This window comes from Bacillus sp. AFS029637, from assembly GCF_002584985.1.
Classification (GTDB): Bacteria; Bacillota; Bacilli; order Bacillales; family Bacillaceae_G; genus Bacillus_A.
In genome coordinates this window covers 82,791-97,194 of sequence record NZ_NUPZ01000010.1, presented here as the reverse complement: position 1 = coordinate 97,194, position 14,404 = coordinate 82,791, and the positions used below count along the sequence as shown (strand labels likewise).

At 35.7% G+C, this 14,404-nt stretch carries 17 protein-coding genes; 7 read left to right on the top strand and 10 right to left on the bottom strand.

The window, feature by feature from the left end:
• Positions 1 to 42 precede the first annotated feature (42 nt).
• Positions 43 to 801 (bottom strand): SDR family oxidoreductase, encoded by a 759-nt coding sequence (locus tag COE49_RS02935; RefSeq protein ID WP_141524791.1) that lies wholly within the window; start codon positions 799 to 801, stop codon positions 43 to 45.
• 181 nt (positions 802 to 982) lie between these two features.
• Here COE49_RS02935 and COE49_RS02930 point away from each other — a divergent pair, with 181 nt between their 5' ends.
• The gene (locus COE49_RS02930) at positions 983 to 1,441 is read left to right on the top strand and encodes a universal stress protein (RefSeq protein ID WP_001066672.1); all 459 of its coding nucleotides are present in this window, start codon (positions 983 to 985) and stop codon (positions 1,439 to 1,441) included.
• A 315-nt stretch (positions 1,442 to 1,756) separates the two neighbouring features.
• On the opposite strand, the gene COE49_RS27490 is transcribed toward COE49_RS02930, so the two are convergent.
• Positions 1,757 to 1,906 carry a hypothetical protein gene (locus COE49_RS27490; RefSeq protein ID WP_088232193.1) on the bottom strand — a complete coding sequence of 50 codons (150 nt, stop codon included), beginning with the start codon at positions 1,904 to 1,906 and terminating at the stop codon, positions 1,757 to 1,759.
• A 245-nt stretch (positions 1,907 to 2,151) separates the two neighbouring features.
• On the opposite strand from COE49_RS27490, the gene COE49_RS02920 reads away from it, so the two are divergent.
• Both COE49_RS02920 and COE49_RS02915 read left to right on the top strand, forming a co-directional pair.
• Entirely contained in the window at positions 2,152 to 2,331 is a 180-nt protein-coding gene (locus COE49_RS02920) for a ProA domain protein (protein ID WP_140417458.1), read from the top strand.
• 95 nt (positions 2,332 to 2,426) lie between these two features.
• Positions 2,427 to 2,993: a DinB family protein gene (locus COE49_RS02915; protein WP_088232195.1), complete on the top strand. Its 567-nt coding sequence runs from the start codon at positions 2,427 to 2,429 to the stop codon at positions 2,991 to 2,993.
• Between the two features lie 56 nt (positions 2,994 to 3,049).
• Here the strand turns inward: COE49_RS02915 and argH are convergent, their stop codons facing one another.
• Positions 3,050 to 4,438 carry an argininosuccinate lyase gene (gene argH / locus COE49_RS02910; RefSeq protein WP_088232196.1) on the bottom strand — a complete coding sequence of 463 codons (1,389 nt, stop codon included), beginning with the start codon at positions 4,436 to 4,438 and terminating at the stop codon, positions 3,050 to 3,052.
• The gene (locus COE49_RS02905) at positions 4,435 to 5,640 is read right to left on the bottom strand and encodes an argininosuccinate synthase (protein WP_088232197.1); all 1,206 of its coding nucleotides are present in this window, start codon (positions 5,638 to 5,640) and stop codon (positions 4,435 to 4,437) included. The genes argH and COE49_RS02905 overlap by 4 nt, the downstream gene beginning before the upstream one ends.
• Positions 5,641 to 5,807: 167 nt before the next feature.
• Between COE49_RS02905 and COE49_RS02900 the strand changes: the two genes are divergently transcribed.
• Positions 5,808 to 6,125: a hypothetical protein gene (locus COE49_RS02900; RefSeq protein ID WP_000417201.1), complete on the top strand. Its 318-nt coding sequence runs from the start codon at positions 5,808 to 5,810 to the stop codon at positions 6,123 to 6,125.
• A gap of 737 nt (positions 6,126 to 6,862) precedes the next feature.
• Entirely contained in the window at positions 6,863 to 7,531 is a 669-nt protein-coding gene (locus COE49_RS02890; RefSeq protein WP_088232198.1) for a YitT family protein, read from the top strand.
• A gap of 31 nt (positions 7,532 to 7,562) precedes the next feature.
• On the opposite strand, the gene COE49_RS02885 is transcribed toward COE49_RS02890, so the two are convergent.
• Positions 7,563 to 8,396 carry an EcsC family protein gene (locus tag COE49_RS02885; RefSeq protein ID WP_088232199.1) on the bottom strand — a complete coding sequence of 278 codons (834 nt, stop codon included), beginning with the start codon at positions 8,394 to 8,396 and terminating at the stop codon, positions 7,563 to 7,565.
• Between the two features lie 178 nt (positions 8,397 to 8,574).
• Between COE49_RS02885 and COE49_RS02880 the strand changes: the two genes are divergently transcribed.
• Positions 8,575 to 9,006 carry an NUDIX hydrolase gene (locus COE49_RS02880; RefSeq protein ID WP_088232200.1) on the top strand — a complete coding sequence of 144 codons (432 nt, stop codon included), beginning with the start codon at positions 8,575 to 8,577 and terminating at the stop codon, positions 9,004 to 9,006.
• Between the two features lie 24 nt (positions 9,007 to 9,030).
• On the opposite strand, the gene ackA is transcribed toward COE49_RS02880, so the two are convergent.
• The 5 genes from ackA to COE49_RS02855 form a co-directional block, all read right to left on the bottom strand.
• Complete coding sequence (gene ackA / locus COE49_RS02875) at positions 9,031 to 10,224, bottom strand: acetate kinase (RefSeq protein ID WP_088232201.1); 1,194 nt, start codon at positions 10,222 to 10,224, stop codon at positions 9,031 to 9,033.
• A 299-nt stretch (positions 10,225 to 10,523) separates the two neighbouring features.
• Positions 10,524 to 11,510: a class I SAM-dependent methyltransferase gene (locus tag COE49_RS02870; RefSeq protein ID WP_141524792.1), complete on the bottom strand. Its 987-nt coding sequence runs from the start codon at positions 11,508 to 11,510 to the stop codon at positions 10,524 to 10,526.
• 198 nt (positions 11,511 to 11,708) lie between these two features.
• A complete protein-coding gene (gene tpx, locus COE49_RS02865; protein WP_000024529.1) occupies positions 11,709 to 12,209 on the bottom strand; it encodes a thiol peroxidase in 501 nt (166 codons plus the stop codon).
• Between the two features lie 134 nt (positions 12,210 to 12,343).
• On the bottom strand, positions 12,344 to 12,736 hold the full coding sequence (gene ytfJ / locus COE49_RS02860) for a GerW family sporulation protein (protein ID WP_088232203.1): 393 nt from the start codon (positions 12,734 to 12,736) through the stop codon (positions 12,344 to 12,346).
• 12 nt (positions 12,737 to 12,748) lie between these two features.
• Entirely contained in the window at positions 12,749 to 13,387 is a 639-nt protein-coding gene (locus COE49_RS02855) for a DUF2953 domain-containing protein (RefSeq protein WP_088232204.1), read from the bottom strand.
• 204 nt (positions 13,388 to 13,591) lie between these two features.
• Here COE49_RS02855 and COE49_RS02850 point away from each other — a divergent pair, with 204 nt between their 5' ends.
• A complete protein-coding gene (locus tag COE49_RS02850; protein WP_088232205.1) occupies positions 13,592 to 14,395 on the top strand; it encodes an NAD kinase in 804 nt (267 codons plus the stop codon).
• Positions 14,396 to 14,404 lie beyond the last annotated feature (9 nt).

The window sequence follows — 14,404 nt, the reverse complement described above, 5'->3', positions numbered from 1 at the left end:
GGATAAACTGTCCAATTATTCGAAACTTCACTTTATTTAATTCTATCGATGTCTATGAATAACATCCACTGCACCGGTTACTTCAATAATTGTACCGGTGATCATATCGGAATCGTCCTCACATAAAAACGAAATAGTTCTTGCGATATCTTCACCTGTTCCAGATCTACCAATTGGTGTTTTATGTTCTTTCTGCTGACGCGCTTCTTGAATTGTCGCCTCTTTCATTTCACCAATAATATCACCAGGACATACCATGTTCGCAGTAATACCATATTCCGCTTCTTCGTAAGCAACTGTTTTCGTTAATGAAACAAGTCCTACTTTCGCTGCCGCAAAAGCTGAGCGATAAATCCATCCCGGCGCACTATCTGCCCCTTGGAATCCGTAATTAATAATACGGCCAAAGTTCTGTTTTCTCATAACCGGAATGACAAGTTTTAATAAATGAAATACCGCTGTTAAATTGCCCTGAATCATTTCATTCCATTCATCTTCTTCATAATCGACTAACTTTTTTCGTTCAAATACATATGGACCAGCATTATTAATTAAAAAGTCAACTTTGCCAAAACGGCTTATCGCTTCTTCTACCATTTTATGTAAATCTTCCTTTTTCGTGACATCAGCTTGCACGAACTGTAGACGTTCTTCCACATTTTTATATGTTTCTTTCATTGTTTCCATAGCCGCTATATCGCTATGATACGTTACTGTTACTGAATAGCCTTTAGCCAATAACTTTTCTGTTACTTGCTTTCCTAAACCTTTCGTACCGGCTGTAATGAGCGCGTGTCTCACAAACATGCCCTCCTTTTAAATTGCTATATTTCATATGTAACAAGTTCTAGCTCCAATTACAACTAAAATGAATTGAAATAAAGTTTTCAAAATTCTGTAACGTTTTCGGCAAGCACATTACCAAAATTTGTTTTATAATAAAGTTGTAAACGGTAATAAAAATGATTGGGAGGAATTTACTATGAATAATACATATACAAATATTTTGATTGCAGTGGATGGTTCTAAAGAAGCAGAAAAGGCGTTTAAAAAAGCAATCCAAGTCGCAAAACGAAACAATGCAACATTAACAATTGCTCATATCGTTGATGTAAAAGCGTACTCAGCAGTAGAAGCTTATAGCCGCGCAATTGCTGAACGTGCAAATCTATTTGCAGAAGACTTATTAGAAGACTACAAAAAAACTGCGCTTGAAGCTGGCCTTGAAAAAATTGAAACTGTATTAGAATTTGGTAATCCTAAATCTAAAATTTCAAAAGAAATCGCTCCAAACCATAAAGTAGATTTAATTATGTGTGGTGCAACTGGTTTAAATGCCGTTGAGCGTTTCCTAATTGGTAGCGTCTCTGAACATATTATTCGCTATGCGAAATGCGATGTCCTTGTTGTTCGTGGTGATGAGGAGCAAGGTGATCTTTAATTTATAAATAGTCCATATGCTTTACCAAAAGACAATGATAATGAAAAAGGAGTGAGGAATTCACTCCTTTTTTTATTACAACAATTAGTGATTAAAACCATGAGAAATAGGCGTATCAAGCAAAGTGCTGGTACACCTTAAAACTTACATTACGGGGTAGCGTCAGGAACATGCTGATTTACAACGCTAAGGAAATGTCACTTATTAAAAAAGCCGATTTCCATCTCAAGGAATCGGCTTTTTTAGTTATTCTTAATGAACTAACACATGTGTTTGTTTGCATCATATACAGCAAATTAGGAAAAACACAACATATTATTGATCTGTTTGTTTTTGCTTCTTTTTCAAATACTCCGCACGCAATTTTTCAAGTTGCTGCTTTTTATCAAATTTGGCAGGCTTCTGTTTTTCATGAAACTTTGCCACAGCTACCTGACCTTTGTAATCCAATTGATATTTCCCCACTTTGTTCACCTACTTTTCTTGTCTTTCAAAAAATCTATTCAACAAATATAATATACCTTATTTTGCTGAAGTAAACCTTATTACTTTATTAGTTGCAAAGTCTTTTTACTATTTTTTTAAAAATCTACATCCCCAATATTTTTCTACTCATATCTACCCTTTTCTTATGTTCTAACATTACGTTAACATACATTTTTTAATAATAGACGGACAAAATATATATGTTAAAAAAAGGAGGATGCTACATGGATGATTCTGAACGTATTATTTTAGATGTGCACGGAAAAGAAATCGAAATGTTAGATACGATCCGCTCACATTTTAAAGACAAGCATGGAATTGAACTGAGTAACGGTGCATTACTACGAGATTTGATGGATATTGAGTATATTCGAATTACGGAAGATCGACATAAGTATGAATAATCAATACATTGTAAGCCTAGAGCAAATTGCGCTAGGCTTACTTACATCCACACGAAAATGTTATAATTAGGAAAAAATGTGGAGGATGTCAAAATATGAAATCTGAAAATATCGCAAAGCATTTTCAAACATTACATGTACAAAGGAACGAGTTCCTTCCTCATCTCCATTCACTATCCCAAGAACAACTATGGTATCGCTCAAAGAATGGAAAATGGTCTATTGGAGAGCATTATTATCATTTATATTTAATTGCAAGGATGCTCAAAGTAGCGATTAAATTTTCTTTTACCCTTATCCCTTATGCCAAACTACGAAGAAACACCCCATTCGAAACTGACATATACGACATTTATGCCGAATACAAAGAGAAACATGGTAGAGGAATGAAAGCACCTTGGATTTTAATCCCTTCAAAAAATGTCTATCATTCTATGAATGTAACTGAATTAGAAGAATTACTTGCACGTGAAACTGATGAAATAAAAAAACTAGTTCAAAATATAGAGGAAAATATCGCAGGGCATATCGTATTTTTAGATCCCATTGCTCACTACCCTAACCTTATTCAATCTATTCAACTATTAGCAATTCATGAGAAGCATCACTTTATGATTATGCAAAAAAATTATGAAATGATAGATGCGCACCTAAAAGTCTAAATACAAAAAGGTAAGGTACTTAAAAAAAGCACCTTACCTTCTATATCATACATCATTTAACTTCCAACAAACTCTCCAACTAACCCCTTCGCTTTTTCCAAAGCGTTTTGGATTTGTTCAAACCCTGTTCCGCCAGCACTATTACGGCGCTTTACAGCCGCATATGGTGAAAGAACTTCATATAAATCTTCTTCAAATAACGAACTCATTTCTTTATACGTTTCAAGTGGTACATCTAATAAATAAATTCCTTTTTGTGTGCAATGTAGAACTAACTTTCCAACAATTTCATGAGCTTGACGGAATGGTAGTCCCTTGTTTGCTAAATAGTCAGCAATTTCTGTTGCGTTAGAGAAATCTTGCGTTACAGCTTGCCCCATTTTTTCTTTGTTTACAGTCAGCGTTTCTAGCATGCCGGCCATAATATGAAGGCACCCTTCTACTGTTTTTACTGTATCAAACATTCCTTCTTTATCTTCTTGCAAGTCTTTATTGTAAGCGAGTGGTAATCCTTTCATTACTGTAAGTAAACTGAATAAGTTACCATATACTCTGCCCGTTTTACCACGGATCAGTTCCGCCATATCCGGATTTTTCTTTTGCGGCATAATACTGCTTCCTGTTGCGTATTGATCACTCATTTCAATAAATTGAAACTCTTGACTACTCCATAAAATAAGTTCTTCGCAAAAGCGTGATAAGTGCATCATAAGTATGGATGAGTTACTTAAAAACTCCAGTATGAAATCACGATCACTTACTGCATCTAAACTATTTTCATAGATTCCATTAAATCCAAGAAGCTCTGCACTATATTCGCGGTCAATTGGGAATGTTGTCCCAGCTAACGCCCCTGCTCCTAATGGTGAGATGTTAATGCGCTTTAACGAGTCTTCATAACGATTTACGTCACGCTCTAACATCCAAAAGTAAGCAAGAATATGATGTGCAAATGAAATCGGCTGCGCACGCTGCAAATGCGTATAACCAGGCATTATGGTTTCAATATTATTTTCTGCTTGATGAACAAGAACAGTTTGCAATTGTTTTGTCGCTTTTACAATGTCTTCTACCTTTTCTTTTAAATACAAATGCATATCTGTTGCCACTTGATCGTTACGGCTTCGGCCCGTATGAAGTTTTCCTCCTACTTCACCGATTTTTTCAATTAACATCTTTTCAATATTTAAATGAATGTCTTCAGCTTCAACCGAGAAAGAAAGCTTATTTTGTTTCGCTTCCTCTAATAAATATTGAAGCCCCATCTTTATTTTCTCTGCTTCTTCTTTCGTAACGATGCCTTGCTTCGCTAGCATCGTTACGTGCGCAATACTCCCATTTATATCTTGATTTACTAATTGTTGATCGAAGGAGATGGACGCTCCAAACTCCTCAACCCACGCTTCCGCTTCTTCTGTAAAACGTCCGCCCCAAAGTTTGCTCACGCTTCCACCTTCTTTTGATTTACTTGGCTGTATACTTTCGTAGGTAAACCGAATAATGAAATGAATCCAACTGCTGCATCATGATTAAATTCATCCTGAGCAGTATACGTTGCTAATTTTTCATCGTATAAAGAGTACTCAGATTTACGTCCTTCTACAATTGCATGACCTTTAAATAATTTCACACGTACTGTGCCTGTTACATTCTTTTGTGTTTCTTGTAAGAACGCATTGAGTGCTTGTTTTAAAGGAGAGAACCATAAACCGTTATAAATAAGTTCTGTTATTTTCTGCTCAATCATCGGTTTAAAATGAGCAACCTCTTTCACAAGTGTTAAATCTTCAAGTTCTTTATGCGCTGTAATTAACGTCATTGCCGCTGGGCATTCATACACTTCACGAGATTTAATACCGACAAGACGATTTTCTACGTGATCGATACGTCCAACACCATGTTTTCCAGCAAGTGCATTTAACGTTTTAATTAATTCTGAAAGTGGATATGCAGTGCCGTTTAAAGTAGTCGGTACTCCTGCTTCAAATCCGATTTCTACAAACTCTGGTTTATTCGGTGTATCTTCTAATGCCAATGTCATCTCATATGCATCTTCTGGTGGCGCCGCCCATGGATCTTCTAAAATGCCACATTCGTTGCTGCGTCCCCATAAGTTTTGATCGATTGAAAATGGGCTATCTAAATTAATTGGAATTGGTACATTATTTTCTTTTGCATATGCAATTTCTTCTTCACGTGACCATTTCCATTCACGCACAGGTGCAATCACTTCTAAATATGGATTTAATGCTTGAATAGAAACTTCAAAACGAACTTGGTCATTCCCTTTCCCTGTACATCCGTGTGCAACTGCAGTTGCGCCTTCTTGCTCTGCGATTTCTACTAATTTCTTCGCGATAAGCGGACGAGATAATGCAGAGACAAGAGGATATTTCCCTTCGTATAATGTGTGTGCTTGCATCGCCATCAATGCATATTCATTCGCGAATTCTTCTTGAACATCCACCATATACGATTTAATTGCACCTACTGAAAGTGCTTTTTCTTTTACAAATGCTAAGTCTTTACCTTCCCCTAAGTCTAAGCAAAGCGCGATAATATCATAATTTTTCTCTTGTAACCATTTAATTGCAACGGAAGTATCAAGACCTCCAGAATATGCTAACACAACTTTTTTCTTCTCCATTTTTGCATCCCCCTAAAGAATAAATATTCATTTTCTTTTATAATAATTCACACTTTAACACCTTTTACAAAATGTATCAAGAGTCATTTTCAATTTTTTTCAAACAATTTCGTCGAACTTCTTTCTTTTTTTATGTAAAATAGAGGCAGGAAAATGGAGGTGTATCTATGGAAAAATATTTTATATACAACGAGCATCTAGGAATTGCAGTGCCGAATATACAAGAAGAATGGGATGACATCTCCGAAAAAACACAGCACGCTATTTTATTAAAATGGGAGCAAATTCGCGGAAAAATACCCGATCGTATAAAAGAACTTGAACATTACATTAATCAAAAACAACATCGTTTAAATAACGAAGAGAATTTTGAAATTTCCTGTAGGCTTAATTCTGAAATTGCTGATCTCGCTTCAATTATTAACGACCTTTGGCTTTGGTATCGTCTTACCCAAAACGTATCTGAGGGGAAAGCACACCAATGAAAAAAGCATGCCCTCAATTACTTTGGGTCATGCTTTTTTGTCGTAACAAACTTTGCAATATATTTCTTGCGCCGTTTTTGCCAAACATACATCAAATGGACCTACTAGCAGATTCTTTCCTTACTTATTGGACAAACTTTAAAACCTTTCCTATCTTACGAAATAACTTAGGCTTTTCTACAAAAATATTTAAACATAACAATTTTTGTAGATTCCCTCCGTTTATTGTCGGTTTCCATCCGCATACATTTTTTGAAAGTATGATATAATAATATAAATCTTGAAGGAAGGGATTTTGATATCATGATCGCTCGAAGGAGCATGTGGCATCGTATTGACGAATCATACACGTAGCGTATTTTTCAGCTCAGATACTTTAGTCTAGCGAAAAAAATACGAGAGTGGGGAAATTATGATTGCCCGAAGGATAATTTGGCAAAAAAAAGACTCTTCTTACACGTAGCGTTTTGTTTAGGACTTAATTGTTACTAACTAAACAAAACAAAGAAGAGCAGGATTGCTAAATGAAGAATCCTACTCCACGTTTTGTTTAGTCGATTTAAGACTTAAACTAAAACGAAGGTAGGGAAACTTGATGGACGAGAGGATTATTCGTTATTTCTTCAGCGACATATAGCGTAGTTAGTTTTTTCGTAAACTAACTGATAGCTACATGTGAGCTCGTAGTTAGTTTACAACACAAAAAGGACTACTAACTACGGAAAGAAGGAATAACGATGAGGAACATCCAAAGTCGACAAATTATTAAAGAAATTTTTATGGTTTTAATCGGTTCATTTATTTTAGCAGCAGCGCTATATCACATTCACTTCCAAAACCACTTAACAGAAGGTGGCTTTGTAGGTATTGCACTATTCATCCAAAATTTTTATGATATTTCACCATCTATTTCAACTGTAATCATGGATATTCCTATTATTTTACTGTGCGCTTCATTTTTAGGCAGAAAAATGGTTGGTTATTCATTCCTAGGTTCGATTTCATTCGGAGTATTTTATTCTCTTATGGAAAATTATTCTCCATTTACGGTAGATTTATCAAATAATTTATTTGTAGCTGCGGTAGTTGGCGGTGCGTTAGCTGGTATTGGACTCGGTTTTATATTGCGATTTGGCGGTGCAACCGGTGGAGACGATATTTTAACAATTGTATTAAGTAAACGAACTCGTTTTACAATTGGGCAAATTTTCTTCGTCTTTGACGCGATTGTTCTTGCGCTTTCATTATATTATTTAAATTGGACAGAAATTGCTTTTACTATTCTTTCGATTGCCGTACAGGCAAAAACATTGGATTTAATTTATTATCCAAAAACAGAAAAAACAGCAGAAAAGCAACCACAACCAGTATCAATTCCAATGTCCAAAAAACATGCAACAAACTAAAAAGCGAAAGGCTTCGGCCTCTCGCTTTTTTTTATATACTCTTTTCTTTTTCAACTATGTGGCGCACTTGATAAAATCGATTCGCAAATTCAGTAACATTTCTCGTTAAGCGATAATTCACTGTAGATCCGATTGCCATTCCAATTACCGGAATACCTTGGAATAATTTACGACGAAGCGCATAAATCGAAAATGTTTTCAAAATTTGTTTTAACACAACTTCAGTAGAAGCTGGTTGTAACACCGCCTCGTCTCCTTCATAAAAGAACGAATCTTCTTGCCCCAGTTCTTGCAATAAATTGTACCATGCGTACTGCTGAAGTCTTCCTGGTAGTAATGACGCATGAAACACCTTTAACGCAAGCATCATTTCATAAGGCTTGTTCACATCATGCCCAAATGATGTCGCAATAAGCTGTACGGCCTTCACATTTAACGCAATCATAACTGGAAAATCAGCCGTTAATAATAATAACCCTCCAGCACCCGTTGCTCCGCCTTGTACGAATGAATATAGACGATGACGTGCTGTTTGCTGCTCTGCTATGTATGTTAATTGATCAATCGATAATGCTTTCAAATCCTCGAGTTGTTCGATTGACTCGTCAAATAATCTCGATGTTCCTAAAATACGATTACGCGCATCTAACTGTGATTGTGAACTTTGAATCAGTGCATGTAAATGAAAGAGCCATCCATCTGCTTTCGTAAAGAAATCTTTTCGTTTTTTCTCAGGTAATTTCGCAATTGTAGTATGTACCCATTTATCAAACATTTTTTGAAAATCAGTCGCTTCTTGCTCAACTAATTGCGCTTCCCATTCTTTTATATTGTCTAAAATGGCTTGTTCTCGCTTCGATCGCATCGTAACAACCACCTCGTTCGATTTTTTTCTATTGTAACATATTTGCAAATACGCTTGTACATTGCATGTTCTTTATTTCAGGCATAGGTCACAAGAATATATCCGAATATATGTTACTAATTTCTCCTTAGCTACACTATAATCATCCTTATATAAAACAAATAAGGAGCGATTACATATGTACCCACGCGCAAAAGCTTTTGGCATTGCTATACATCATGATCGACTTCTCGTACAAGAATATAATATGGACAACGAAATCTTTTATCGACCTCTCGGCGGTTCAATTGAAATTGGTGAGAAATCAGCAGATACCGTTATTCGAGAATTTACCGAAGAACTTCATACAGAAATAGAAGTTACCGATTATTTAGGGTGCTTAGAGAATATTTTTTATTCGGGTGAGGAAATTGGTCATGAAATCATTCAACTATATTCTTTGCGTTTATTAGACACATCCCTATATGAAATGGAACTACTACATATAAAAGATGAACAAACAGCGTCATGTGCAAAATGGATTCCCATCACAGCATTCATTCAAAAGGAAAAAATACTATATCCAGATCGAATTTTAAAGTATATACAAAAAAAAGACGAAATCCTTTAGGATCTCGTCTTTTTCATTCATATATTAACCAATATCTCCAAGACGTAGTACGTCACGAGCAATCATAACTTCTTCGTCAGTTGGAATTACGATAATTTTTACTGGAGAGTGTGGGAAGCTGATGAATGCTTCTTCGCCACGAATGTCGTTACGTTTTGGATCGAAGTATACGCCCATAAACTCAAGGCCTTCTAATACACGCTCACGAATTAGAGCACTATTCTCTCCAATACCAGCTGTAAAGATGATTGCGTCTACACCTTTCATACGAGCTGCATAAGAACCGATATATTTATGAATACGTCCTACGAATACCTCTAACGCTACTTCTGCACGGTGGTTTCCTTCTTCTTCTGCTTGTTCGATATCACGTAAGTCACTAGAGAATCCAGAAAGACCTAACATACCACTTTTCTTGTTTAATACGCTAAGAACTTCTTCTACAGTTTGGCCTGTTTTTTCCATGATGTATGGAATTAACGCAGGGTCAATGTTACCAGAACGTGTACCCATTGTTACACCAGCAAGTGGAGTGAAGCCCATAGAAGTATCGATAGATTTACCGCCTTCTACTGCTGCGATACTTGCACCGTTACCTAAGTGACAAGAAAGTAAGCTTAAGCTTTCAAGTGGACGACCTAATAATTCAGCCGCACGCTCAGTTACATATTTGTGAGAAGTTCCGTGGAAACCGTATTTACGGATGCCAAATTTCTCATAGTACTCATATGGTAAGCTGTATAGGAATGCAGATTCCGGCATTGTTTGGTGGAATGCTGTATCAAATACTGCTACTGCTGGTACGTTTGGTAATACTTCTTGGAATGCTTTAATACCAACAATGTTTGCTGGGTTATGAAGTGGTGCTAAATCGCTTAATTCTTCGATATCAGCTAATACTTCATCAGTAATTAAAACAGAGTCAGCAAATTTTTCGCCGCCGTGAACAACACGGTGACCGATACCGCCAATCTCATCTAGAGACTTAACGATTCCATTTTCAGTTAATTTTTTTAGAAGCATGTTAACTGCTACTGCGTGATCTGGGATGCTTGTAATTTCTTTTTGTTTTTCGCCATCTACAGTAATAGTGAAGATACTATCTTCTAAACCGATACGTTCTACTAAACCTTTTGTTAATACTGTTTCACTTGGCATTTCAAATAATTGGAATTTTAAGGAAGAGCTTCCTGCGTTAATCGCGATGATTTTTGACATCTAGTCTTTCGCCCCTTTTTCTCTTGGTAGTTGTGTGGATGTTTCCACAAACCGCTCGATTTTATCTGATTAAACTTACTCATTATGAAAACGTTTCATCATCAGTAAGTTTTATACTCACGATTTTAATTTAAACATCGTCCGACATATATTTCAAGTGAAAAAATTGTAACACCAAGAAAAAATATATATTACAGATTTCAAAAAAATTCAGTTTAATCTAGTATATGTTTAAAAATATGACATATTATATAAAACTGTACTACATGAATTGCTACCCCTGTTACATATACCTTGCCTTATTTGTGAGTTGCAAACCAAGTATTTAATTGATCCATAATATCCTCCATCGCCTTCATGTTGGAGAATTTAGGTAACTCCACTAATAGCGCCTGTTTCGGCATTATTACATTAGGCCCTTTCTTTTGGAGAACAAATATACTTTTTGCATTTTTCTCGTTTTTAAACATGGAAACAGGTAACTGTAATAACCCTTGAATAAAACATGTTTCTTTAATAAATGCATGTAATTTTGGTGCTTGATCACTTTCGAAAATAAAGTTTGGTACTAAGAAGAATAAGTACCCTCCTTCTTTCGTATGTTTCACACTTTGTTCAATAAATAAGTGATGTGCATACGACATTCCTTCATCTGCTTTTAATTTATATTCACTTGCACCGATTTCATTTGGATAGTAACCGATTGGTAAATCCGAAACAACTGCATCAACTGGATCGATATAAAGTGGTGCTAGTCCATCTTGGTGGAAGAACTCGATTGCATGCTTTTGTAAATTCGCATTTACTAAAGCAAGTTTAATTAGTACTTCATCCACTTCTACACCGAATCCACTCATTGTTAATCCGTCTTTAGCGCTATTAAACACTGTAGTCATTAAGTTACCTGTTCCAATTGCAGGATCTAACACAGTAATTTCGTTTTGACCTTGCATAAATTTATGGAATAAGTAACTCATGAACATGCCAACTGCATCAGGCGTCATTTCGTGATTCGCTTGTACGCCTTCTTTCATTCCTTTTAAGATGGCTAACTGAAATGCTTTACGAATTTCTTCTCCTTTATATGTTTCTTCATTAAACGTACTATATTCACGATTCAGCCTTTCAATTGCTGATTCAGATAATTCCTCTTGTAAAATTGCTCCTTCAAACAAGTTATCACCTGTTTCTACAAGCGCCTCTAAATATGTTACATCTAATTCTTTACGTAAAACTACCGCAGAAGAATCAAAAATAGAAAATAATGTTTCTACTGTCTGACTCACGTACATTCCTCCTTCTCTTTTTACACATAACTTATATCATACCACAAAGTGATTTTTTCCAAAAAGAAAAAGCGACCTCCTGTAAAGAGCTCCCCTTTAAGTTATATATGATATAACGTTTTTTCTCATATATTGATACCGTTACAGAGCAATATATGAGAAAAAACGACCTCTTTATAAGAGGTCATTTCCTTTGCATTATTTTGCAGATTTTGCTGCTTCTAATGCTGCTTCATAGTTTGGATGGCTTGTACCTTCGCTTACGTATTCTACGTAAACTACTTTGTCATTGCTATCTACTACGAATACTGCACGAGCAAGTAAACGAAGTTCCTTCATTACTAAGCCGTAAGCTTCACCGAATGAAAGGTCACGGTGGTCAGAAAGTGTTACAACATTTTCTAAACCGTTTGCTGCACACCAGCGTTTTTGAGCGAATGGTAAATCAGCGCTAATTGTTAATACTTTCGCGTTTTCAATACCTGCTGCATCTTGGTTAAAACGACGTGTTTGTGCATCACAAACACCTGTGTCGATTGAAGGTACAACACTAATTAATTTTACTTCGCCTTTGTATGTTTCTAAACTTACTGGAGATAAGTCGTTTGCTAACACTTGGAAGTTTGGCGCTTGATCGCCAACTTTAACTTCTGTTCCAACTAAAGTCATTGGGTTACCTTTAAAAGTTACGTTTGCCACTTGAAAATCCTCCCTTATTTAAACAAAATATGTACACTGTAAATGATAGTTTGTCCCTATCGATAATGCAAATAAAATCGCTTTATTTACAAAAAAATAAAAGAAGCTAACCTATTGATTAGCTTCTTTATTCGTTAAATTTGAAATTCCGGATCATCTTCTTTGCGTTTATCCATCATTTCTTTCACTTTATCAACAGCTTGTGGCGCTAATTCAATTATTTTATCGATGACGTGTGTTTGTTTATCTAAATGTAATACTTTCACACCTTCTCCATTTATTACAAGAAAAGCGACAGGATTAATAGAAACTCCTCCACCACTTCCCCCGCCAAACGGATGACGCCCTGAATGGTCTTTACCAAATTCACTTCCACCAGCAGCAAATCCGAAACTAACTTTCGAAACGGTAAGAATTACACTTCCATCTGCCGCTTTAATTGGGTCGCCTACAATTGTATTTACATCAGTCATTTGTTTTAAATGCTGCATTGCAGTTGTCATTAAACCTTGAATTGGATGGTCCACTCTATATCCCTCCTATGCTTGAACAGATTCTTCTGTCATACCAGATTTTTGTTTTCTCATAAATATGAGTAATTTCACTGCTATTTTTACAGTACGGAATATACGGAAAGATGCTGTTAACTCGCATCTTGATGCAAATCCCTTCCCTTGAAAAACAGGAGTAATTTCAAATTCTGGCACGTCGACAATATGCATATATTGCCCTACAACTCCAGCAGCCATTCCTTTTGTCCCCCATGCATATCCTGTGACAATTCCAGTACTAGCTGCGTCGCCTGTTCCAATTTGCGTGTGCCATTTCCACCCATTGATTTTCACTCGTTTAAGAAAATCTTTAACAATAGTATGAACTTCTTGAAGCCTTTTTATCAGTTCCCCCATGCTATCAAGTTGGGCCATAATTTTATTTTCTAGCCCACCGTCCTTTTCAGCTTTTTTTATTTTTTGTCCGGTCTTCTTCTGTTGCTTTTCAATTCTTTCCAATACATCAAATGTATATCGAATCATCCATATTTTCACTTGAAACAAACATTGCTTTTCCATTTCAGAATATAAAAATGTCACTTTAAGTGATATTTTCGACAATAGTATAAGCAAAATAAATAGGAGAAGAATTAACATTCCACTTGCGAGCCACTCCATACGTATCATCCTTTCACTCCGTACCCATTATCGACAAGTTTATTCATCATTAAACAACCTTTGATAAAATTGAATATAAAAATTTTTCTAAAAATAAAAAGGGATTTTGACAATTTGTATCGAAATATATTATTTGAACATATCATCGAGAATACATTCTAATGATATGGAGCACTAAAACTAGAAAATTTAACTGCAGTGGAGGGATACATAATGGCAGATCGTCGCAATTTATTTTTCTTTTATGGTGATGACAAAATAACGCTCGTTGAAAAAATGAAACCAATCTATAGTATTTTAGAGGAGAATGGATTTACCATATTAGATCATCCAAAAAATGCAAACGCTATCGTCAGCGTTGGAGATGATGGAACTTTCTTACAAGCCGTTCGTAAAACCGGTTTTAGAGAAGATTGCTTATACGCAGGGATTTCTACGAATGATGAAATTTCGTTCTACTGCGATTTCCACATTGATCACGTTGATACAGCCCTTCAAGAAATTACAAAGAACGAAATTGAAGTGCGAAAGTATCCAACAATTCAAGTAGATGTAGATCACGGTACATCTTTCCATTGTTTAAATGAGTTCTCATTACGCTCTAGCATCATTAAAACATTTGTTGTAGATGTGCACGTCGACGATTTATATTTCGAAACATTTAGAGGTGATGGATTAGTTATCTCCACACCAACAGGCAGTACCGCTTACAATAAATCATTACGCGGCGCAGTTGTCGACCCACTTATCCCGTGTTTCCAAGTAAGTGAACTAGCATCTTTAAATAACAACACATACCGTACACTTGGTTCACCGTTCATTTTAAATCACGAACGTACATTAACTTTAAAACTAAGACCAGACGGTAATGATTATCCTGTTATCGGCATGGATAACGAAGCGCTTAGCATTAAACAAGTGGAAAAAGCTGTTGTACGCTTAAGTGATAAACAAATTAAAACAGTTAAATTAAAAAATAATTCTTTCTGGGAAAAAGTACAGAGAACGTTTTTATAATATTAAAAA

What these genes read in the sequence shown, in the direction of transcription:
- COE49_RS02930 (WP_001066672.1), top strand. Translation starts at nt 983, where the DNA reads ATGAATAATACATATACAAATATTTTGATTGCAGTGGATGGTTCTAAA.
- COE49_RS02920 (WP_140417458.1), top strand. Translation starts at nt 2,152, where the DNA reads ATGGATGATTCTGAACGTATTATTTTAGATGTGCACGGAAAAGAAATC.
- COE49_RS02915 (WP_088232195.1), top strand. Translation starts at nt 2,427, where the DNA reads ATGAAATCTGAAAATATCGCAAAGCATTTTCAAACATTACATGTACAA.
- COE49_RS02905 (WP_088232197.1), bottom strand. Translation starts at nt 5,640, where the DNA reads ATGGAGAAGAAAAAAGTTGTGTTAGCATATTCTGGAGGTCTTGATACT.
- COE49_RS02900 (WP_000417201.1), top strand. Translation starts at nt 5,808, where the DNA reads ATGGAAAAATATTTTATATACAACGAGCATCTAGGAATTGCAGTGCCG.
- COE49_RS02890 (WP_088232198.1), top strand. Translation starts at nt 6,863, where the DNA reads ATGAGGAACATCCAAAGTCGACAAATTATTAAAGAAATTTTTATGGTT.
- COE49_RS02885 (WP_088232199.1), bottom strand. Translation starts at nt 8,396, where the DNA reads ATGCGATCGAAGCGAGAACAAGCCATTTTAGACAATATAAAAGAATGG.
- COE49_RS02880 (WP_088232200.1), top strand. Translation starts at nt 8,575, where the DNA reads ATGTACCCACGCGCAAAAGCTTTTGGCATTGCTATACATCATGATCGA.
- ackA (WP_088232201.1), bottom strand. Translation starts at nt 10,224, where the DNA reads ATGTCAAAAATCATCGCGATTAACGCAGGAAGCTCTTCCTTAAAATTC.
- COE49_RS02855 (WP_088232204.1), bottom strand. Translation starts at nt 13,387, where the DNA reads ATGATACGTATGGAGTGGCTCGCAAGTGGAATGTTAATTCTTCTCCTA.
- COE49_RS02850 (WP_088232205.1), top strand. Translation starts at nt 13,592, where the DNA reads ATGGCAGATCGTCGCAATTTATTTTTCTTTTATGGTGATGACAAAATA.